Source organism: Fulvitalea axinellae (genome assembly GCF_036492835.1).
GTDB lineage: Bacteria > Bacteroidota > Bacteroidia > Cytophagales > Cyclobacteriaceae > Fulvitalea > Fulvitalea axinellae.
The window spans coordinates 26,139-48,249 of sequence record NZ_AP025314.1; the positions used below are offsets into that span (position 1 = coordinate 26,139).

Genomic DNA, 22,111 nt, shown 5'->3' on the forward strand with positions numbered 1-22,111 from the left:
CATGAAGAGAGTTAATTATATATTGATGGCCTTGGCTTTCGCTTTTTCGGGATGTTTTTCGGATTTGGATCCCATAAGCAAAAGCGATCTTTCGCCTGACCAGTTTTTCAAAACGGAAAAAGACGTAAAGGCGGCCGTAAGTGGCGTGTATGCGCATTTGGAGAACCTTCACCATGCTTATGGTGGTTCCAACCTGAATCCATGTTACGCCACAACAGATGAGTTTACGTGCTCTTGGGGTGATTCCAGATGGAGAATTTGGCGCGATTTGACGTGGACGCCCACCACCGGAGACGTGACAAAATTTTATAATCTCAATAAAATCACCGAGGCGACAAACATGATATTTAGGGCCGAGGCCGTAGATATGGACCCTGACCTTAAGGATCGTTATATAGCCGAAATGCGTATGGTCAGGGCTATTTTGGCTTGGTATCAATACCGTTTCTATGGCCCAGTTCCCGTGATATTGGAGCAAGGGCACGGCTCGGATTATCGTCCGGAAAGGCCGACTAAAGAATGGATGGTAGATTTTTTGGTAAGCGAAGCCGAGGCTTGCGCCGCAATACTTCCCAAAACTTATGACGCTGGTGACTTTGGAAGAATGACCAAAGGAATAGCGTATATGTTGGAGCTGAAAGTGTATATGAACGACCACCAGTGGCAAAAAGCTGCCGAAGTCAGCAAGAAGATTATGGATTTGGGCGTCTATAACCTTCAAGACACTTACGCTTCGGTTTTTCACATCGATAATGAGATGAACGACGAGATAGTTTGGGCCATTTCCCGAACCCCTAGCAGAGGCAACCACTGGCTAGCCCACGTTTATCCTTACGATTACGTATCCTTGGCCGGTAATAGTGTACAGCGTTGGGGGGGCTTCAAGGTGCCTTGGGATATTTATGACCGTTGCTTTACCGAAGCTCAGGATGGGCGTTTGGAAGTGCTATGGAGTGAATACCCGATAAACGCCGACGGAACGATGAAAAGCATGCGGAGCGACATTGGCGCTCTTCCAGTAAAATACAGCGAAGACCCTGCGGGAGCCGGAACTCTGCACGGCAACGACTGGATAATATGGCGCTACACCGATGTGCTCCTGTCGAGGGCCGAAGCGCTTAACCAGCTTAGCGGACCGACCCAAGAGGCTACGGACCTAATCAATACCGTAAGGAGCCGTGCGGGCGTAAGCCAAATCAGCAAAGATGACTTTACGAAAGAAAGCCTGAACGATTATATTTTGGACGAACGTTTCAGGGAATTGTATTTGGAAGGCCATCGTCGTGACGATTTGATCCGCCACGGCAAGTTTATCGAAAAGGCTAAAGAGCGTGGAGTGGATTACGCCAGTGAGAAACACTTGCTCTTCCCTATTCCGCAGTGGCAATTGGACCAGGATCCGGACTTTCCGCAGAATCCGGGATACTAAATTGAAAATGAGCATATAATGACAATGAAGAGACCGGCTTTCAGCTGGTCTCTTTTTTTGTAAAAACCTCATCCCCCAACATCAAACAAAAACTGCCCAAGTGTGGCACCCGCCAGCAACAAACCGGTGACTTCGTCTTTCGGCAACTGCTTTCGGGAAGATTTGAAGAAAATCCGCAGGTGTATATCTCTCTTTTCCAAACCGTCAATCAGGAAGTTCAGGACCTTGGATATATGCTTTTCCACGGTCTTGACGCTTACGCCGAGTTCGGTCGCTATTTCCGTGTATTTCATGTTCAGGGTTCGGCTCATCTCGAACATTCTCCGGCTTTTGAGGGGAACTTGGTCCAGAAGTTCTTCCAATATCCGGAATTCGTCCTCTTGTATTAGGGCTTGTTCCGGGCTTAGGATATTGGCTAACGATTCTTCTTCCAAAGGAAGCGTATTTTTTTTGGAGGCCCTCAGGTATTGGAGGGCCTTGTTTTGGGTAATCCTGAAAAGGTATGGCTTCGGGTACTCGATATTCTCCTTTTCGCTTTTTTCCCAAAGTAAAATAAACGATTCTTGAACTATATCTTCGGCAACATTCGGGCTTTTGACAAACTGTAGCGTGTAAAGGCACAGGTCAGTGAAATGAGTCGAAAAAAGTTGACGGAACATCGCTGAGTCCATAGTTTGGAGATCCTTTACAATTTTAAAAGCCACATTGAGGAGAGAAAATGCGATTGTATAATATCGGAGTCGAAAATACCAATCGTAATTTTTCCATTACGCTTTATAAAACGGGGAAATCCACACGTAGAAACGATTTCCCGTGAGATTCTCTCGGAATAGAAAAATACTGTCGATTTGGAATTTTTCGTACAGCCTCTCCCAGCTGTATTTTGCGTAAATAACCCAATATTTGCCCAATAAGCGAGTGCGCACAGATTTTTTTAATAAAAAACCCGAAATAGCGTAGGGTCAGTCCTAATTTTTGGATCTAAGGAATAACAGAAGGAGAAATGCAATATGGGAGATGACAAGGAAAGGCTGATGGAAGTGCTCCGGGAGTCGGTTAACAGAAAAAAAGAACTGTTTGACGATGAGCGGGCATGGCATGCGATCACGGCGAAAACGACTCTGAAAATATCTGAAAGAAAGGTATCTGCTCGTATTCTGCCTGCTTTTCGCTTTGTCGCCGCAGTATCTTTCCTTATCGTTGGATTGGGGCTTTTTCTTTTCTTGGACAGTGAGGAACATACATCGGTTGAGTTGTCGGTTTGGGGGTTAAAGCATGAGCCCGGCGCCACGAATATCGTTTTCGATGACGGAGAGAAGGTCTTTGTCTCTGAGTTGTTTAAAAAGAGGAAACCGTTTCCTTTCCGTTATGACTCGGCGAAAGAACTCTTGGCTTTCGATTCCCGCTTATCGGAAAAATGGTTTGGCCTTGTCAAAATCTCTGTAGAGCGGGGAAAGTTGCAACGCGTTTTGTTGCCTGATAGCAGTTTGTTGACGGTGAATTCCGAGAGTGTGTTGGCGTTTTCCTTTCCTTTTGTTAACGATCGCAGAGAAGTGTTTTTTAGCGGGGAGGGACTATTCGATGTGTCTAAAGATAAAAGCATACCGTTTGTCTTGAATTCTAATTTGAATACCGTCCGTGTGTTGGGCACACGTTTTAATTTCAGGGATTATCCATTGGATTCTTTGGCCGTCACTAGTTTGGTGGAGGGAAGTGTGAAAGTGGAAAAAAAAGGCTTGGAGGATAACGGAAGAGTCCTATCGCCTGGGAATCAGTCGGTATATTTTCCGACGAAAGGCGGAGGAGAATTTGAGATACAGGATTTTGAAGAATCCAGTGTGTTGGCTTGGGCCGATAATAAATTAGCGCTTAACGGTAAGCCTTTCAGAGAAGTGTTGTCAGATGTTGAAAGGTTTTATGACCTACGGTTCCATTTCCGTAATCCTCAGCATCTGGAAGCCGAGATAATAGGCGTTTTTGACCGTGCGGAGAAAGTGGAATTTTTGGAGACCCTGCGGATTATGAAAGGTTGGAAGGTTAGATATGAGGGCAAAAGAGTGTTAATAGAATAGAAAACCACCCGTCGCCTTATTTTTCCAAAAAAGATTTATCGTATCATATACTCAATGCGCATGGCGCGTTACCGCTTTATTTTTGAATCAAAACAGCTAAATCCTTTATGCGAACTTAAATCACCATTTATTCCCTAAAAGCGCTCATGTGTGTTGTGCCGGGCGCGGACCAAGATTTCAGAAATCTGACGGGTCCGAATAAGAAAGAAGATATCGACTGTATGTGATTTTGGGGATCGGATACAGACCGAACATCTCCTTTCCATTGTTTGTAACAAACTTCTGAAGTTATGAGAAAAAATCTAAAATCTCTATTTCCCTGTCCCAGGATAGGGCTCATCTTCGCTTTTTTGTTTTTCATATGTGTGTCTGGCGCCAGTGCCAGTGAAGATAATTCAAGCGCCAAAGAGAGACAGTATACTTTTAAGGAGCTTTTTGCTTTGATTGAGGACAATAGCTCGTTTGTGGTTGTTTTTGACAAAGCGGATATCAATTTGTCCGAGAAAATTAAGTTTGACGGAACAAAAAGACCGATCCGTAAAATCATTGAAGAAGTATTCTCCAAAAGATCAGATATAGGATACACGATTTACAATAACCAGATTATTATCCGGAAGAAGACGGTTAAAGAAACCGTTCCGAAAAAAGCTCCGCAACAGCAGACAAAAAAGAAGCTTCCGGGAATAGTGAAGGGAAAGGACGGAGAACCGCTTATTGGCGTTTCCGTAGCCGAAAAGGGAACCTCCAACGGAACGATAACGAACGTGGAGGGACGGTTTTCCCTGAATGTTTCACTCCCGACTACTTTGGTGTTTAGCTACGTCGGTTATATGCCGAAGGAGATTGAGGTAAAAGGACAGGCGACGCTGGAAGTAAGCCTGACACCCAATGTCAAGGAACTTGAAGAAGTGGTGGTAGTGGGTTACGGTAACAAATCGAGCAAATCCCTTACGGGAGCGGTAAACGTGGTTTCGGCTTCCGTAATCGAAAAACAGACCAGCACCAATATCGTCAGCGCCCTTCAGGGAACTATTCCCGGAGTGGCGGTATCGAGAACGGGCGGAGCGCCGGGCGAGGAAGGTTACAAATTCAACATCCGGGGAGTGTCATCGCTGAACGCGTCGGATCCGTTGGTGATTATCGACGGTATTCCCGGTTCGCTTGAGCAACTTGATCTTATAAACCCCTCCGATATCAAAGACATCACGATATTGAAAGACGCCGCGGCTGCGATCTACGGAGCCCGCGCGGCGGGAGGCGTGATGTTGGTGACGACCAAATCGGGTACGGGAGCCTCTAAAGTGACCGTAAACTCTAGATTTATGCTCAAGACTCCGGCTTTGATTCCGGATAGGGTTTCCACGCTTCAGCATTTTGAAATGGCCAACGAGGCCTACGCCAATGACGGAATCGCCAATAGCCCTTTCGCCAAATACAGCGGTATACCTTTGGACGGCCGTTGGGTGGAAGGACCGTTTCCGGATACGCCAAATATCAAGATGATTGATAATGATTGGACCGATATTCTTTGGGGAAGTTCTTGGTCTCAACAGCACGGCATTACTTACAGCGGCACTACCGACAAGACTAAATATTCCCTTTCGGTCGGTTATCTCAAAGATGAGGGAATGCTGAATTACGGTACCAACTTTTCGGAACGCTACAACGCCCGCCTTAATTACGAATTCAAAATCGGGGAACGCTTGACCTTGACGCCAATCGTAGGTCTATCGTATAAAAAGACCGAGCGCCCGAACAATCTTGGTTCGGTATACAGAACTTCGTTGATGCCATACAGTTCGGTACCGAAATACGCCGACAACGGCCTTCCGTTTGACTTCGGTGGATTCGCCAGCCCTATCGGCGTAGCCACGCAAGGCGGAAAAAGGATGGAACACTTGATGACTGTCAATACCAATATCAAGGCCGATTACAAAATAATAGACGATCTGATATTGACAGCGCAAGCGGGCCTTAACTACACGAACAAATACGCCAACTCGTATTCCAGACGTTGGTTGGCCGCTACCAACGCCGCCGGCGACCGCACCAAGCAACACCCGAACGCCAAAGGAGAAAACCGGGTGGACAAAAGCGACAACCGGAGCGTTTACTCAAACTATACCACTTACCTGAACTATAAGAAAACTATTGCCGGCGACCATAAATTCAACCTTATGGCCGGAGCCAGCAAGGAGACTTTTCGTTATGACGGATTTAGCGCTTGGCGTCTGAATACTCTTTCCGATGAATTGCACCACCTGAAATTGGGCGATCCGGAAAAACAATTCAACAACGCAAGCACTACGGAGTGGGCTTTGGCCTCGGTATTCGGCCGTTTCGATTACAATTACAAAGACCGCTACTACTTGGAAGTCCAGTACCGGAACGACGGCAGTTCGAGATTTGTGAAAGATACCCGCTGGAAAGGTTTCAGCAGTTATCTGTTGGGTTGGACCATCACCAACGAGAGTTTTATGAGCGGACAAAAACTGTTCGACTTTTTGAAGCTGAAAGCCTCGTACGGTAATTCCGGAAACCAAGCGGGCATCGGTTTGTACGACTATGTTACGATGATCAACCAGGCGGGTTCCTATCCTTTCGGAATCGGCGGAAGCCAAACTCCGGCATTTACATCCGGCGCTATGGTCAGCCTGAACAGGACTTGGGAAAAAGTGAATATCCAGAACTTGGGTATTGAGTTCAAAATGCTGAATAACCGATTGTCGGGCTCTTTCGATGTTTACAAAAAAGTAAACGAGAACATGCTGATAGCGGTAACCTACCCGACCATTTTGGGCGCGGCCGCACCGAAGACTAACAGCGGTGAGCTGGAAGTGAAAGGTTTTGAGGCGGTACTGAAGTGGCAAGACAAAATCGGGACTTTCAGCTACTTTGTGGAGGCTACGCTTAGCGATTCCAAAAACAAGCTTATCGATTTGGCCGGTGCCGACACTTACGGAGCGGGAACGGTTAAAGCCCGCGAAGGCTATCCGATCAATACGGTGTTCGGCTACGAAAGTGACGGATTTATCCGGACGGAAGAAGAGCTTAAGGAATACAAAAAGATGGAGGGCGTACAGCAAGACATCCGCATAGGCGATATGAAATACAAAGACCTGGACGGAGACGGCAAGTTGAACCCTTATGGCGACAACGGTGGCGACCTCAAAGTGCTTGGCGACTGGAATGACCGTTACCTGTACGGCCTGCGTTTGGGCGGTAAGTTCCGCAATTTCGACTTTTCATGCTTTTTCCAAGGCGTAGGCAAAAAGCTGACGGCCCTGAACGGCTCGCTCAGACCAATGGCCGCGTGGTGGGACCAGCCATATGCGCTGATGTACCACAACACATGGCACGAGACCAGAACGGACGCCGATTATCCGAAAATGAGTACGAGAGGCAGTGTCAACGGATGGAACTATCGTGTTAGCGACAATACGGTGGAATCGTACGGTTATGTCCGCCTGAAGAACTTGCAGGTTGGATACACGCTGAACTCGGGCCGGTTTATCAAGGCCACGGGCTTAAAATCCCTGAGGGTTTACGTCACTGGTAACGATTTGTGGGAGTCTTCCCCATTGCCTGAGAATTTTGACCCGGAAAAGGGCCTTTACCACGGGTTCTATCCATTTGCCAGATATATGGGAGGCGGTATTGACATCACTTTTTAACGCGATAACATGAAGCATCTAAATAAAATATTGTGGGCCGTGGTCATGTTGTTGACTGCGTCTTGCCTTGATAGGTTTCCCGAAGACCAGATTTCAGAGGAGAGCTTTTTCAAAAGTCCCAAAGATTTCGAGTTGTTCACGAATTCCTTTTACGGAGCGCTTCCCACTTACAATACCAATGACTTAATGTCTGATTTGGTAAGGGCGGGAGGCCCAAATGCGGTAAGTAACGGCACGAACATAGCCGTGGAATCCGACGGAACTTGGAACAATTCCTACGCCCAAATCCGGAAATGCAATTATTTGCTGAACAAGGCGGAAGGCTTCGCCGATCAGGAATCGATAAAGCAGGCCGTGGGCACGACGAAGTTTTTCAGGGCCTTGGCCTATTTTAACCTTATGAAGAAATTCGGGGGTGTACCTATCGTTAAGGCCGTTCTCGATATTGATTCGGAGGAACTCAAAGCTCCGAGAAACAGCCGGCAGGAAGTTCTTGATCTGGTTATTGCGGATTTGAATGAGGCGATAAAGGCTTTGCCAAAGGCCAAAGACGTGGGTGACGCCAACCACGGCAAGATTACGGAGGAAGGCGCGCAAGCTTTCTTGGCCCGCGTGGCTTTGTTTGAGGGAACGTGGCGAAAATTCCGTGGCGAAAACGGAAAGGATCTTTTGACCACGGCTCAGCAAATGTCAAAAAAGGTAATGGAAAGCGATCAGTTCTCTTTGTTCAAGAGCCCCGCTTTGGGCGACAGAAGCTACCAGTACCTGTTTTCGCTTGACAATGAGAAATCAAATCCCGCCGGCATTACCAAATCCGCCAACAAGGAGTTTGTCTTGGTGGCCAAGTACGATAAAGACACCCGCAGTGCGCCACGGAGCAATATGGACATTACGCACTCCCCTACCCGCAAGCTGGCCGATATGTTCCTTTGCGCCGACGGCCTGCCGATTGACAAGAGTCCTATGTTCAAAGGGAAAAAGACGCTTACCAGCGAATTCGAAAATCGCGATCTCCGTATGAGTTGCGATTTCCAGATTCCGCATAAGCAATATTGGAACAACTGGCCTTCGTGGTCAAGGGACTGGGCCATTCCGGACGAAGAGCTTGGCGATCCGAACACCAGCCGGGGCTGGCTGTTTTGGCACGAGATCTCCTGGAATACCAGAACCAGCACAGGTTACGGAGGCTACAAGCACTATGTGGAGGGCAAGAATAATTATCCTTTCGGTGGGGACTACGGCACGTTAAGGTTGGCTGAGGTTTACCTGATTTACGCCGAGGCTACGTTTGAATTGAACGGCAACATTTCGGACGCCGATCTGGATATGTCTATCAACAAACTGCGCGAACGTGCGGATATGCCTCGCCTGACCAACGGTTTTGTGAATGCGAACGGTTTGGACATGCAAGAGGAGATCCGCCGGGAACGCGCCGTGGAGCTTTGCTTCGAGGGTTTCCGCTACGATGACCTGAGAAGGTGGTACACCGCCCATGTCGAGTTGAGCAAGCCAATACTGGGCGTGAAGTTCACGGGGACGGAATACGAGACCTACGAGTTCTCCAAAGGATACAAAGGAGCGCTGGATCCTGATGGATTTGTTTTGGTGGAGACTGACGCGAGCAGGCAGTTTAACAAAGACAAGAACTACCTTTTCCCCTTGCCTTTGAAGCAGTTGCAGCTGAACTCGAATCTGGAACAGAACCCAGGCTGGTAATTTGAATGTGGGTATCGGATTGAAAGTGCGGTTATCGGTTAAGTACCTAATACGTGATACCCGATACTCAAGACAGAAAAATAGAATAGGCTAAATAGGTTCAATACAACTTTGGTTGCCCTGCTCCGTCCGAAAGTGTGATGGCGGGGTACGCCAAAGTAATTTTTAGTCTGTTATGCGCAGTGATGACAATTTAAATTTATTGATAACTGTTTCCGCATAATGTACCTGACAAAGCAATGTGCGCAGTCGATAAGACCAAAATTTCATCTAGTCGATTGTTTTTCAACTGATTAAAAGGGAACGGAATGCGGGATGTGTTTTACAATTTGTACTACTGATATGAGAAATTTTTTGTACTTGTTGGTACTCGGCGGTTGTTTTGCTTTCTGTCCAACCCAAAGCAAAGCGCAACAATCGGGATTGAAAAAAAAGGCCGAAATCCCTTATCTGAAGGGAGAAAGCAAGAGGATATTTCCGGCAAATCCGGACAACCCGGGTCCGCAAAAGGGAGGCGAAAAATCTTGGTTTACCAACGACCATTGTTTTGTGGAGGACACTGACGGTACGTTGCACTGGTTTGGCATAAACAACCCGTACCCGCCAAAAGGCAAAGGCCTGTACCGTTACCATCCGTATTTGGGGCATCTGACCACCAAAAATCCCGAAGGCGAATGGAAACGCCTGCCACACGCAATAGACGAGAGTAAGGGTACGGAATACATTGGCGCTCCTTACGTGGTAAAACATGAGGAATCCGGACGCTGGGCCATGGTGGCCGAAACTTGGAGAGACAAGCGCCGTTTGGAAGTCTATTGGTCCGATGACTTGCACAATTGGGAAAGCGACGGAAAAGCCATCCTTCCCGACAAGCTCTGGATATCGTCTCGTGATCCGCATATTATGAAAGGATCTGACGGAAAATACTGGATCCACATCGTTAGCACGGGCAACAAAGGCGTGAAACAATCGCAGGTTTTGCGGATCAAGACCAAAGACTTTGTGAATTTCGAAGACCCTGAAACCATTCTGGGCATTAACGATAACAATTGGGCTACGCTGATGGAATCACCGTTTTTGGTGGAGCGCAACGGGCTTTGGTATCTTTTCTTCACCTACGCCCACCGTCGTTATGCGGAAACTATCGTGGTCGTATCGGATGATCCGGACCATTTTGATTACGAGAAAAACACCTTGACTACGCTATTCGGTCACGCGGCGGAGATTTTCACCTACAAAGGCGTGCAGTATATCACCTCATGCGGGCCTGAGGATAAGCATTATTTGAATCATCAGTCCGTATCCATGAGCCCGCTTGGATGGGCGAAACAAAGATAATCTCTTCATAGAAAAGTTGAGATGTGTGTGTGTTAAAAGAGCCGGCTTTATGCCGGTTTTTTTGTAAGTGTAAGAAAGGTGTGGTTGGAGGTAGTGTTTGATTTTTAGTGACTTAGAATAAGTGTTAAGGACTTTGATTAGAATCTGGATTTTTAAATTTTAAAAAACATCCTTTAAAGTGAACATCATCAAATACCTTGAACGATTAGAGCATATGGATAGCCTAATTAGAAGAGCGGCAACGGGACCTCCCGATGTTTTCGCCAAAAAAGTCGGGCTGTCGAGAAGCGCCTTGATGGAATATATCAGAATACTGAAGACACTGGGAGCCCCCGTAGCTTACGACAGTTATTTGGGAACATACCGTTACGAGAAAGCCGGTAAGATGAGGATTGGATTTGAGGTGTTGGATGATTAGAATTCTATCATCATAATAGGCGTAACAGTTTTTTTGAAGCAATCGGATCGTTCCCAAAGTGTATTGTTTACGGGAGCAAGCGCAAATCAATTTTGTTGATAGCGCATGTGAATTAGCTCAAGCGAAAGTCAGCGGAAAGACTGGAATAAGTATGAAGGAAGTTAAGGCCGAATCGGAGAAAGTCCGCTATTCGGTCTTAAGCCTCTGGTTTTTGGGCAATGTTTCGGATTTTGGCTAGGATTGGGCACACCTCACCTGGCCAATACGGTAGAGGCAGGCGGATGACCATTGATTTTTTTGATGATTTCCAGTAAAGTCTCCGTACATCTCTTGTGCGCTTCCATGGGACCAAGGGTAGACTCATCCTTTTTTATTCTGGCCAACAGCATTATGGGAATATCGTTGCCGGGCTGTTGGGGTTTCTCTTTGAGCTTATAGAGGCTTGGATTACGGAACTCTACGGGTAGAGAAGATGGCATCGAAAAATAACGGAGATATTTTCCGTAGTCGGAGTGCCAAGCTTTTAGAAGGCGGTCATAGTAACGGGGCTGGTCAAAGCGGATGGATGCGTTTGGGGTGGCTGTGGGAAAGCGATGACGAGTGGCGGTCAGAATTTTTCTCCCTTTGTAGAATTGATGGGCCTTATGGGCGTCGTATATTCCGTTAAAGCTATTGCGCCGGAGTTCACGGCTTACAGTGGATGCGCTTACGCGTATAGTTCGGGCTATTTCTTGTAGTGTATAGCCCATTCTGCGGAGGTGCGATATGGCTTTTCGCTGTGAGTAATTGAGGTGGCGGTACACTGAAGGCATGTATGGGTGAGTATTTCGTTAAGGAAAGCAAAAAGCGGGCCTTCGTGATCATTAGAGGACTGTTTTTGGCTATGGCCAATGTTACCTTATTGATACCCTTGGGTGCGTCGTTATTTTTTTGCGGGGATATTTTAGGCTTTTATCCCAATATTTTGGATATATGCGGAATAAGGGCCTTGAGAGACCGAAGTGTTTTTTGGTAATGCATACGGGCCCATGGCAAGGCTAGGTTAGGAAGTCGCTGTATGCCAGGTCTCTTTTTGATGCGGGGACAATGACTTTCGGGCTTGTTTTTCAATCTTATGGAATAGCGGGATTCTGCCTATGTTAACGTTGGACGATTTCGAGTCTTTTAAGAAGGGGGACAGAAGGGCATTCAAAAAGGTCTTTGAGGCCTTTCACAAAAGCTTGGTTCTGTTTGCCAGAAAATACAGTGACGAAACGGGAGTGGCGGAAGACTGCGTGCAGGAAGTTTTTGTCAAGATTTGGGAAACCAGAAAAAGGATCAAGGATTTTCAGACCTTCAAGGGACTTCTGTATGTCAGTGTTAGGAATAGGGCGCTTAATATGAGCAGGTCCGCAAAGGTGGCCGATAGCCACGCCTACGAATTTTTTAGGGAGAGGTATGCGGAAAGCTATTTCAAGAACCATTTGATTGAGGAAGAGACTTCCCGCCTGTTGCTTCAAGCCATTGAGAATATGCCGGCCCAAACCCGGGAGGTGTGCCAAATGAGTATGAGAGGGGTAAAAAACGCCGAAATAGCCGAGCGTATGGATATTTCGGTAAATACTGTGAAATACCACAAGAAAAAGGCTTCCGAAATGCTTAGAGAATCGATGGAAGACCAATATTACCTTCTGGCACTGTTGTTTTTGGGGTTGTAGTTTTCGTTTTGTTGTTGAGCGCTTTCACAAATATCATTTTGCGATAAAGGCCTGAATTTTTTTACCGGTACCATGATTCGGTAAGATATACTTTTCTTTCGCTCCTTATATTTTGTCAAAATTCACTTCGAATGTTGAGTTATTCATCAGAGTGTCTGGGCTAATTCGGCATTTGGTGCGGATAATTGGTTTCTAAAGCCTGAGATTAGTCCTTTGTCGGGAGCGATTGGAGACGTTTGCGCCTGAGTTTTTTCCTTTCTGCATGGCAGTCGCCTTCGTTCGTTATTGTTTCTTATTCCCGCTTTAGGCTTTCGGTTTTTATTCGAATATGAATGACGATGACCTTGTGCGGGGTTTACGGATATTAACCGCACTTTATATGATTTTTTTAAACAAGCTGAAAAAGCAATGCCTAAGGCAAAGTCTCTTGTTGCTTTGCGTGTTGACGCTGTCGAACGTTTATGCGCAAGACAGGCAAGTGGATGTACTGCGGGACGGTTGGCGTTTTTACCGTCTTGAGAAAAACGACGGGGAGCAGGGCTTCTCAAACCGTGATTTTGATGATAAAGCCTGGCGAACCCTCAGCGTACCGCATGACTGGGGCGTGGAGAAAGGTTTTGACGTGTCGTTGGAGAACAACACGGGTTTGCTTCACTGGAAGGGAATCGGTTGGTACCGCAAGGATCTTGACATCGGGGCCGAAGACAAAGGCAAGCGAATAGCCATCGAGTTTGACGGCGCAATGGCCAACGCCCAAGTGTACCTGAACGGCAAATTGGTGGGCGAGTGGCCTTACGGCTACACTTCCTTTTCGTTTGATTTGAATCCGTATGTGGACTTTGGCGGTAAGAATAAGCTGGCTGTCCGTTTGGATACCGAGAGTTTCGATTCGCGTTGGTACCCGGGCGCCGGCATTTACAGAAACGTACGCTTGGTGAAAACCAACCCCGTTCATGTGGTCTACAACGGCGTTTTCGTAACCACGCCCGTGATCGACGAGAAGAACGGCAAAGTGAGCCTGAGGGCCGATATTCGAAACGGCAACAACGCTTACGGTAAGATTACGGCAAAAGTAAAAGTCTATGCCTTGGATGAGAATGACCGCCGTACGCCAGTCGAGTCGAAATTCGCCGATGTGACCGTGGGAGTTCCCGCCAAAGGGGACCATACGCTTCGTTTGGACGGCGTAGTGTCGAAGCCGAAACTTTGGTCTATCGAGACGCCGAACCGTTACCTGGCCGAGTTGGACCTTTATGATGGCGACCGCTTGGTGGACCAGTATTCGACAAGTTTCGGTTTCAGAACGATCGACTTCACGCCTCGTGACGGATTCTATTTGAACGGAAAACGCGTCCAGATCAAAGGCGTTTGTAATCACCACGACCTTGGGCCATTGGGCTCGGCCTTTTATGTGGAGGCGGCTAAGCGTCAGTTGGTGATCATGAAAGAAATGGGCCTAAACGCCTTGCGTACCAGTCATAACCCGCCGGCGCCGGAGATTCTCGACCTTTGCGACAAGATGGGAATCATAGTGCAGGTGGAGGCTTTCGACACTTGGAGAAAAGGCAAGAAGAAGAACGATTACAACTTGGCCTTCAACGGCTGGCACATGATGGATTTGGAAGCGATGATAAAGCGTGACCGCAACCATCCCAGTGTCGTGATGTGGTCGAATGGTAACGAGATGCCTGACCAGTGGGATTTGGCCCTCGGCAAGAGCCTTTATACCGTAGCCAAGAGCCTTGACCCGACGCGTCCGATCAGCTTGGGCTGTAACTGGGGCAATACGGCGATTAACGGATTCCAGAAAGAGAGTACGGATGTTTACGGTTTGAATTACCGCACTTCTTTTTACGAAAAGACGCTAAACAAAGAGGAGAACAAGCAGAAAGGCCTGCTTGCTTCCGAGACCAGCAGTACCCTGTCCACGCGTGGCGAGTATTTCTTCCCTGTGAAATTCGGCACGAGCAAGCAATTGCGTGAGATCAACGATAACTTCCAGATTAGCGGTTATGACGTGACTTACCCGGGCTGGGGCAACACGCCCGATTTGCAGTTCCGGTTGCTCGAAAAGTATCCGGCTATCTACGGCGAGTTCGTTTGGACGGGATTCGATTACTTGGGCGAGCCGACGCCGTATAACCATGATATGACCAACCTGCTTAACTTCCGTGACAAGAAGAAACGCGAGCGTTTGAAGAAGCAGTTGGAAGAGCTCGGCAAAATCGAAGTGCCTTCGCGTAGCAGTTATTTCGGTATTGTTGACTTGTGCGGTTTCAAGAAAGACCGTTACTACATGTACCAGTCGCAGTGGAGGCCGGAATTGCCGATGGCGCACATTCTGCCGCATTGGAACTGGCCGGGACGCAAAGGCAAAGTGACGCCGGTGCACGTATACACCTCGGGCGACGAAGCGGAGCTGTTCCTGAACGGAAGAAGCCTTGGGCGCCAGAAAGTGAAAGCCGGCGAGTATCGCTTGCAGTGGAATGACGTGACTTACAGTCCGGGCACGCTTAAGGTAGTCGCCTATAAAGACGGGAAAAAGTGGGCTGAAGACGTGGTGAGAACGACGGGCAAAGCCAGAAAAATACGTTTGACGAAAGACGTTTATCCTGTAAATGGCGAGAATGAGCTTTGCTTCGTGACCGTGGACTTGACCGATTCGAGAGGACGTTTCGTAGCCGACGCCGACAACGCTTTGGAGTTTTCGGTCAGCGACGGCGCCGAAATCATCGCTTCGGACAACGGCGACCCGACTAGCCTTATCGCGTTCAAAGAAACCAAAAGACCGGCCTTCAACGGCAAGTGCTTGATCATCGTGAAGCTTGACAAGAACAGAGCTTCAGGCCAAAAGACGGTGCTTCGTGTAAAAGGCACCGGCGTAGGATGCGCTTCAATTGCTTTGTAAGAGTCCGTCAAGTAATTGATAAAATCATAAAATATAAATCCCGGTTTGCTATCGCAGGCCGGGATTTTTTGGGCTGAAGGGCCTTAGGCTATTTGTGGCTAGTTTAAGGTGTTTGACGATCCCCCTTTTTTGATTCAAGCATATTCCAATTGCCATTTAATCACCTGTGTTTGTACTGTCGCGGTATGTCTTGCCATTTTTTGGTTTAGCGATTTGTTAGGCTGACTTTTTCCCTTAATATCAGGTTCTTCAAGAGGCGTTGGTTTTTTGTGTGCGAAAAAAAACAAAAAAAGTTAAGCGGCCACTACCCTATTTGTTTTCGGGAGTGTACTTGGATTAGAAAGACGCCTTAAAGCACGGTTTATTTGTCGGTATCAAGGGATGGAACGCACGGAAGATTACATAAGGTTTACGGAATTGTTGTTGAAGGAAAGTGCGGGAAACCTGACTCAAGACGAGACTGAGGAGCTTGCCCTGTGGATAGCCCGACACCCTGAGGACGGCGAGTTGGGCAAACGCTTGGCGGATCCGGTAAATTTGGCCAAGAAACAGGCGGAATACGCCGATATAAATACGGCCAAAGCTTGGGAAAGGCTGGAAAGAGAGGTGGAGGCAAAGGAAAGAAAGTCCGAAAGGAGAATCCTTACTTTTGTGAAATACGCAGCGGCTTGCTTGGTTCCGTTATTGGTTTTCGTGCTTTATAAACATTATCCGCAACAGCGGCAGCTTGTTACGGAGCGGACTGGCCAAACGGAGATACAGCCCGGCAGTAACAAAGCGATACTCGTATTGGGTGACGGCCAAACGGTCAGCTTGGAAAACAAAGGTGACACGTTGATAGCCGACAATATCCGTAAAAAAGGAGATAAGCTTATTTACGGCACGGAGGAAAACGAGCCCGAAAAGGAAATGGAGCGTTGGCATACGCTGGTGACTCCCGTGGGCGGAGAGTATAAGCTGGCCTTGCCGGACGGTTCGGAAGTGTGGCTGAACGCGGCCTCGGAGTTACGGTATTCCGCCGGATTTTCGGGCAAGAGACGTGAGGTGTGGCTGAAAGGCGAGGCCTGCTTTAACGTAGCCAAAGACCTGGAAAGGCCTTTTGTGGTCAAAACGGAGGATATGGATGTCCGGGTGTTCGGTACGGAATTCAACGTGATGGCCTATTCCGATGACGGCATTACCCAGACGACCCTGCTTGAGGGCAGCGTGAAGGTGGACATTAAGGACGGCACGGAAATAATCCAGACGGAGGAACTGGTGCCGGATACGCAGGCGGAATTCAGGAAAGGAAGCGCCAAAGCGAATATTAAGAAGGTGAAGGCGCTTTACTATACGGGCTGGAAGAATGGCAAATTCCAGTTTGACGACGAGAAGCTGGAAACGATTTTCAGAAAACTGTCGAGATGGTACAACGTGGAATTTGAGGTGCGGAATCCTGAGATATCCGATATCAGGTTTAGCGGGGAGATAAGACGTTTCGGTAATTTCTCGACTGTGTTGGGCTTGTTGGAGTTGGGGGCTGACCTCAGGTTCTCAGTAAAAGGAAATAAGATAACCGTAACCAAAGAAGGCTTATGATGATAGCAGTACGATAGCATTTTTTTTACGGCAGGCAAAGCGGAAAGTGCGGCCGGTCACACTGGTTGATATGACCACAGCGTTTTTTGTGATCGTGTATTCCGTCACTCGCCTATTACAACGGACCCACTTGGTATTTGGAGACGATATAAGTGCAAAAGGCACCGTCTCCACGGCTTTGCTATGCCTTTCCGGGAACGATTTCCTCTGGTGATATTTTGGAATATCCCCCTTTTCGAACCATTGGAGGAGTCTAATATAAAAAAAGCCCGAAAAATGGGCCAACATCTTTCGGGTCAGTAGTTCAGGATACGGTTTACGGTATCCTATGTTTAATCGATTATTCCCAAATTTATGAAAAAAAGGGACATTTACCATTTGTTTGCCCAGCCCGAAGGCTGGTTGAGGCCCTTAGGTGTCTTATGCTTCTTTTTCGTATTCTTTTTGGCCACGGCCCCGAAGGCTTCGGCTTCGGTTACGCAGTTTACCGAAAAGACTTTGACGGTCAATTACCGTAACGCGTCCCTGTCGGATGTGTTCGAGGATTTGAAAGTGCGCTCGGGCTTGGGCATTCTGTACAAGAAAAAAGACCTTGGGACCAAGGCTGATATTTCGATATCAAAATCGGATGTTAGCGTTAAGGAAGTCTTGGGTTACGCCCTTAAGGGGACATCGTTGACGTATAAAATCCAGGACGACGTAATCGTTATTTTCAGAAAAAAAGAGCGGAAAGCTCCCAAAGTTTCCCAACAAAAGGAAAAAACCACGATAAGCGGCACCGTGAAGGACCATAACGGCGAGACGGTACCGGGAGTGTCTGTGGTTTTTAAGGGAACCACCGTGGGCACCGTTACCGATTTCAACGGAACATTCAGCGTAGTGAAGCCGGAGTCGGCCACCGTTTTGGTTTTTACTTATATAGGCATGGCCACTCAGGAAGTCGCCATCGGAAACCGGACGGAATTCGATGTGGTGATGCAAGAGGACGTGATCGGTTTGGACGCCGTGGTGACCATCGGTTACAGTATGGAGAAGAAACGTGACCTGAGCGGATCGCTTACGTCCGTAAAGGCCGAGGATATAGCCAATATTCCGGCTACCCGTCCTGACCAGCTTTTGCAGGGACGTAGCGCGGGTTTGTACGTAAACAACGCGAACGCTCAGCCAGGCGGTGGCGTAAGCATGAGGATCAGGGGTACTTCCTCTATTCAAGGTGACTCTGAACCGTTGGTTATTGTGGACGGCGTTATCGGCGGTTCTCTTGAGCAGTTGAACCCCGCCGATATCGAGTCTATGGAGATTCTCAAGGACGCCTCTTCTACGGCCATTTACGGTTCTAGGGGCGCCAACGGCGTGATCTTGATCACTACCAAGCGTGGAGCCACAGGCAAAGCCACTGTATCTTATTCGGGATTGGTGAGTTGGAGCCAAGTCCGTAACAAATTGGAATTAACAGACGCCACGGAGTCCGCCGCTATGATCAACGACGCGATTGACCGTGGCGTAGGGAATGTTCCCGAAAGCTGGAGACAACCCGTAGGTTTGGGCAAAGGTACTGACTGGCAGGATGAGATATACAGAGTGGCGCCTATGCATAGCCATAACGTCAATATGTCTGGCGGAACCGAGAAAACAAAATATTCGGTATCGTTGGGATATTTGGATCAGCAGGGTATCATCAAAAATTCTGATTTCTCAAGAGGGTCTGTCCGTGTAAATCTTGACCAGAATATTACGGACAGGTTGTCGGCAGGTTTGAATTTCTATTATGCAGGCTCTAGCCAGAATGTTGCGGCTACATCCATCACTCAGGTAGTGACGGGAATGTCACCTATTTTGACTCCTTATGATGCCGAAGGCAACTACAATACGACCTTGGACGGTAGTGAATCTAATAGCCCTTTGGCTTTGATCAATGACCGTGAGGATTTACGCCTTAAGGATTATATTCAAGGATCGGCCTTCTTGACCTATAACATCACTGAAGACCTTACGGCCAACACCCGTTTCTCTTATCGTCTCGATAATTTGGAGCGACGTGGTTTCACTAGCGGTAAATTGGCGGAGTCTGATAACGGCAGGGCGGAATTGGGCAACCGGAAAGTGAAAGACTGGCTTTCAGAAACAATCCTGACGTACAAGAAGAAGATCGGTCAAGGTGATTTCAGCGCTTTGGTAGGTTTCACCGCCCAAGAGGAAAACTTATTTGACTTTAGCTTGGTAGCCCAGGGATTCCCTACGGAAGTGAACGGCTATAATCAAGCGGAGATAGCTGACGCGACGCAACGTGACGTATTCAGCGAAAGCAAGAAGAGGGCGATGCTCTCTTACATCGGGCGTTTGAGCTACAACTATCAGGGACGCTACATCGTGACCGTTAGTGGTAGACGTGACGGCGCTTCGGTATTCGGAGCCAATAACAAGTACGGTTTCTTCCCGTCGGGCGCGGTGGCTTGGCGTGTAAGCGATGAACCTTTCTTCAATTCTGAAGGCATGGTTTCCTCGTTGAAATTGCGCGCCAGCTTAGGGCAGGTGGGAAACCAGGCTATTCCTCCGTTCCGTACGTTCTCGGCCTCTTCTATCCAGTCATTGAAAAACTCGGGTACGCTCGACGGCCTTACGCCGGTAGTGTCGGCCAAAGTTAGTCGTTTGGCCAACGAGAACCTCTCGTGGGAAACCACTACGCAGTTTGACTTGGGTGTAGATATGGAATTGTGGGACGGCCGAATCTCATTCACGGCCGACTATTACAGCAAAAAAACCAAAGACCTGCTTTTCGGAAGGCCGTTGTCTTACTTGACGGGTGTTAGCAGCGTACTCGATAATATCGGGGAAGTGGAAAACACCGGTTGGGAATTCGAGTTGCGCACCAAGAACATTACGGGTGAGTTTACTTGGGACACTGATTTCAACATTTCTTTCAACAAAAACAAAGTGTTGAGCATAGGCGGAAAAGAGGAGCTTTTCATCAACCCTGAAGCGGGTGGAGGCAAGGACGTGCGTGTACGTTTGGCCGAAGGCGAGGAAATCGGAACTTTCTGGGGATACGAGTTTGACGGAATCTATCAAAATCAGGAGGAAGTGAATAACCTTCCGGGCCCGGACGCTCGCCCCGGACGCCCGAAATTTAAGGACCTGAACGGTGACGGCGAGATAACGGAAGCCGATAAGAAGATCATCGGACGCCCTATACCGAAAGTGATCCTAGGTTTGGATAACAACTTCTCTTACAAAGGTTTCGACCTTAACGTGTTCGTAACCGCTGTTTTCGGGAACGATATCTTTAACGGTACCCGTTACAAAACTTACACTGGATCGGTACTCGGTCCCAAGACGCCAGAGTATTACGATAATTACTGGAGAGGCCCTGGTACCTCTAACAGTGTTGCTAGCCTTAACGAAGAGGTGGACTTCTCTACCTACTATATGGAAAAAGGTAATTTCATCCGCTTCAAGAACATTTCTTTGGGCTACACGTTGCCAAAATCGCTCTTGGGTGACCACATCCAGTCTTTGAAAGTGTACGCCAGCGCCCAAAACCTGATCACTATTACCGACTACACGGGCTTTGATCCTGAAGTGAATACGGCCCATGACCGTGAAGCTATCGACAACGGTAACTTGATACAGGGAGTGGATTACGGAGCTTATCCGTCTACGAAGTCTTTCACCGTAGGTGTTAACGTTACATTTTAAGACCAGAAAGCAGTTATCGAAATGAAAAGAATAGCCAAATATATGCTGGGCGCGGCCATTGTTGTTGGTGGCGCATCCTGCTCGGAATTTTTGGAAGAGGAGATTAATTCCGAACTTTCGCCCTCTGTGATTCAGACTGTCGACGATGCGGAACTTATGCTCGGAGGCGTGTTGAGTCAGTACGCTAGTAATGATTATTATTCCAGGGAGTATTTTTTGCTGACTGAAGTAGCCAGCGACCATACTTCCACCGTAAGCAGTAACTCCACCCGTACGGCCGTGGACCACTACACCTTTACCCCTACCCTTTCGCCGATCCAGAAATGCTGGAAGGCGGGTATGCGGATTATCGCCAACTCTAATTACGTTATCGAGGGTATAGACGCCAGCGATAACAGGATGACCGAAACCGACAAGAAAAATTACCAAGCTACGGCCCGATTCTTCAGGGCGCACACTTATTTTGATTTGGTGAGACTCTACGGTGATTTGGCGATTCTCACAAAGCCTATCTTGGCGCCAAGCGAGCTTGACGGACTCAAGCGCCAGCCGGTGAGCGAAGTTTACGATTTCATCATCAGTGAGCTGGAGGAAATCGAAGGCCAGTTTTCCGATGAATGGAACGCTGAGAAGCGCCAGCACGCCTACCCTACCAAATGGGCGGTAAAAGCCATGCTCAGTTACGTTTACCTGACCAAGGCGGGGTATCCGCTCAAAGACAGTGGCGCTTGGGCCAAGGCCGCTTCTATAAGCAAAGACTTATTGGACAACGGCGGGTACGGCTTCATAGATGGCGGTTATAAGGAGCTATTCAAAGTCGAGAACAAGATGAGCAACGAGTACATTTGGTCGGTGCAGATCTATCGTTCTATCCATGCGACTAACTGCCGTTTCGGCGGTATCGGTAACCAAGGTGGCTGGGGTAACTGGGGCGTCACGGAAGGCTTTATGGACCAGTTCGACGATAATGACTTGAGAAAGAAAGCTTCTTTCATGACCGAGATAGAAACTGTTATAGACGGAAAGCCTAAGGTGGTGACCATGGACGAGTGGAGCTACAAGGGCGTGCCTATGATAGCCAAGTTCGCGGCCATAGAGAATACGGGCGTTCCTGCGGAAAACTGGAATGACGACGGACGAAGAAGAGCCCAGAACCTGTCGGGTTACCGCTATGGCGAGATGCTTTTGGTATACGCCGAAGCGGAGAACGAAGCCAATCCGGGCAGTGCGTTGGCCTTGGCGGCTATCAATAAGGTAAGGGAAAGAGCCGGGATGCCGGCCTTGACTTTGGGTTCGCAAGACGAGATCCGTGAGGCCATCAAAAAGGAACGTACTTTTGAATTGGCCTTTGAGGCCAGAAGGCGCTTTGACCTGATCCGTTGGGGTGACTTTATGAATGTGATGAAAAATGATCCGGAATCGGGGCAATACGTGAAGGAACACCATATGCTGTACCCTATCCCGCAGGCCGAATACGATATATTGAAAGATTTCACCCAAAACCCCGGTTATCCGCAGGACCGTAGCGGTTCCTGATGGTTTCCATATTTGAGACTTGGAAAGTCTGCTGGCGTTTGCCGGTAGG

13 protein-coding genes are annotated in these 22,111 nt (G+C 48.0%); 11 read left to right on the plus strand and 2 right to left on the minus strand.

The genetic code is table 11. The features are described from left to right. Position 1 precedes the first annotated feature (1 nt). Positions 2-1,429, plus strand: coding sequence for a RagB/SusD family nutrient uptake outer membrane protein (locus tag AABK39_RS00075; RefSeq protein WP_338392902.1), 1,428 nt, complete (start codon positions 2-4; stop codon positions 1,427-1,429). A 68-nt stretch (positions 1,430-1,497) separates the two neighbouring features. Here the strand turns inward: AABK39_RS00075 and AABK39_RS00080 are convergent, their stop codons facing one another. Beyond that, positions 1,498-2,100 carry an RNA polymerase sigma-70 factor gene (locus AABK39_RS00080; RefSeq protein ID WP_338392903.1) on the minus strand — a complete coding sequence of 201 codons (603 nt, stop codon included), beginning with the start codon at positions 2,098-2,100 and terminating at the stop codon, positions 1,498-1,500. Positions 2,101-2,439: 339 nt separating this feature from the next. Here AABK39_RS00080 and AABK39_RS00085 point away from each other — a divergent pair, with 339 nt between their 5' ends. The 5 genes from AABK39_RS00085 to AABK39_RS00105 all read left to right on the plus strand — a co-directional run bounded on the left by AABK39_RS00085 (position 2,440) and on the right by AABK39_RS00105 (position 10,647). Then, entirely contained in the window at positions 2,440-3,501 is a 1,062-nt protein-coding gene (locus tag AABK39_RS00085; protein ID WP_338392904.1) for a FecR family protein, read from the plus strand. Between the two features lie 350 nt (positions 3,502-3,851). Continuing rightward, positions 3,852-7,175: a SusC/RagA family TonB-linked outer membrane protein gene (locus tag AABK39_RS00090; RefSeq protein WP_338392905.1), complete on the plus strand. Its 3,324-nt coding sequence runs from the start codon at positions 3,852-3,854 to the stop codon at positions 7,173-7,175. Positions 7,176-7,184: 9 nt separating this feature from the next. Beyond that, positions 7,185-8,891: a RagB/SusD family nutrient uptake outer membrane protein gene (locus AABK39_RS00095; protein WP_338392906.1), complete on the plus strand. Its 1,707-nt coding sequence runs from the start codon at positions 7,185-7,187 to the stop codon at positions 8,889-8,891. Between the two features lie 342 nt (positions 8,892-9,233). After that, positions 9,234-10,229 carry a glycoside hydrolase family protein gene (locus tag AABK39_RS00100; protein WP_338392907.1) on the plus strand — a complete coding sequence of 332 codons (996 nt, stop codon included), beginning with the start codon at positions 9,234-9,236 and terminating at the stop codon, positions 10,227-10,229. Between the two features lie 178 nt (positions 10,230-10,407). Continuing rightward, the gene (locus AABK39_RS00105) at positions 10,408-10,647 is read left to right on the plus strand and encodes a hypothetical protein (protein ID WP_338392908.1); all 240 of its coding nucleotides are present in this window, start codon (positions 10,408-10,410) and stop codon (positions 10,645-10,647) included. A 251-nt stretch (positions 10,648-10,898) separates the two neighbouring features. On the opposite strand, the gene AABK39_RS00110 is transcribed toward AABK39_RS00105, so the two are convergent. After that, positions 10,899-11,459, minus strand: a complete 561-nt coding sequence (locus tag AABK39_RS00110; protein WP_338392909.1) for a helix-turn-helix domain-containing protein — start codon at positions 11,457-11,459, stop codon at positions 10,899-10,901. Between the two features lie 324 nt (positions 11,460-11,783). On the opposite strand from AABK39_RS00110, the gene AABK39_RS00115 reads away from it, so the two are divergent. From AABK39_RS00115 to AABK39_RS00135, 5 genes are all read left to right on the plus strand, one after another. Continuing rightward, positions 11,784-12,344 (plus strand): RNA polymerase sigma-70 factor, encoded by a 561-nt coding sequence (locus AABK39_RS00115; protein ID WP_338392910.1) that lies wholly within the window; start codon positions 11,784-11,786, stop codon positions 12,342-12,344. Positions 12,345-12,723: 379 nt separating this feature from the next. After that, complete coding sequence (gene galB / locus AABK39_RS00120; protein ID WP_338392911.1) at positions 12,724-15,252, plus strand: beta-galactosidase GalB; 2,529 nt, start codon at positions 12,724-12,726, stop codon at positions 15,250-15,252. A 381-nt stretch (positions 15,253-15,633) separates the two neighbouring features. Further along, complete coding sequence (locus AABK39_RS00125; RefSeq protein ID WP_338392912.1) at positions 15,634-16,830, plus strand: FecR family protein; 1,197 nt, start codon at positions 15,634-15,636, stop codon at positions 16,828-16,830. Positions 16,831-17,184: 354 nt separating this feature from the next. After that, entirely contained in the window at positions 17,185-20,526 is a 3,342-nt protein-coding gene (locus AABK39_RS00130; protein WP_338392913.1) for a TonB-dependent receptor, read from the plus strand. A 21-nt stretch (positions 20,527-20,547) separates the two neighbouring features. After that, a complete protein-coding gene (locus tag AABK39_RS00135; protein ID WP_338392914.1) occupies positions 20,548-22,062 on the plus strand; it encodes a RagB/SusD family nutrient uptake outer membrane protein in 1,515 nt (504 codons plus the stop codon). Positions 22,063-22,111: the final 49 nt, after the last annotated feature.

What these genes read in the sequence shown, in the direction of transcription:
- AABK39_RS00075 (WP_338392902.1), top strand. Translation starts at nt 2, where the DNA reads ATGAAGAGAGTTAATTATATATTGATGGCCTTGGCTTTCGCTTTTTCG.
- AABK39_RS00080 (WP_338392903.1), bottom strand. Translation starts at nt 2,100, where the DNA reads ATGGACTCAGCGATGTTCCGTCAACTTTTTTCGACTCATTTCACTGAC.
- AABK39_RS00085 (WP_338392904.1), top strand. Translation starts at nt 2,440, where the DNA reads ATGGGAGATGACAAGGAAAGGCTGATGGAAGTGCTCCGGGAGTCGGTT.
- AABK39_RS00095 (WP_338392906.1), top strand. Translation starts at nt 7,185, where the DNA reads ATGAAGCATCTAAATAAAATATTGTGGGCCGTGGTCATGTTGTTGACT.
- AABK39_RS00100 (WP_338392907.1), top strand. Translation starts at nt 9,234, where the DNA reads ATGAGAAATTTTTTGTACTTGTTGGTACTCGGCGGTTGTTTTGCTTTC.
- AABK39_RS00110 (WP_338392909.1), bottom strand. Translation starts at nt 11,459, where the DNA reads ATGCCTTCAGTGTACCGCCACCTCAATTACTCACAGCGAAAAGCCATA.
- AABK39_RS00115 (WP_338392910.1), top strand. Translation starts at nt 11,784, where the DNA reads ATGTTAACGTTGGACGATTTCGAGTCTTTTAAGAAGGGGGACAGAAGG.
- galB (WP_338392911.1), top strand. Translation starts at nt 12,724, where the DNA reads ATGATTTTTTTAAACAAGCTGAAAAAGCAATGCCTAAGGCAAAGTCTC.
- AABK39_RS00125 (WP_338392912.1), top strand. Translation starts at nt 15,634, where the DNA reads ATGGAACGCACGGAAGATTACATAAGGTTTACGGAATTGTTGTTGAAG.
- AABK39_RS00130 (WP_338392913.1), top strand. Translation starts at nt 17,185, where the DNA reads ATGAAAAAAAGGGACATTTACCATTTGTTTGCCCAGCCCGAAGGCTGG.
- AABK39_RS00135 (WP_338392914.1), top strand. Translation starts at nt 20,548, where the DNA reads ATGAAAAGAATAGCCAAATATATGCTGGGCGCGGCCATTGTTGTTGGT.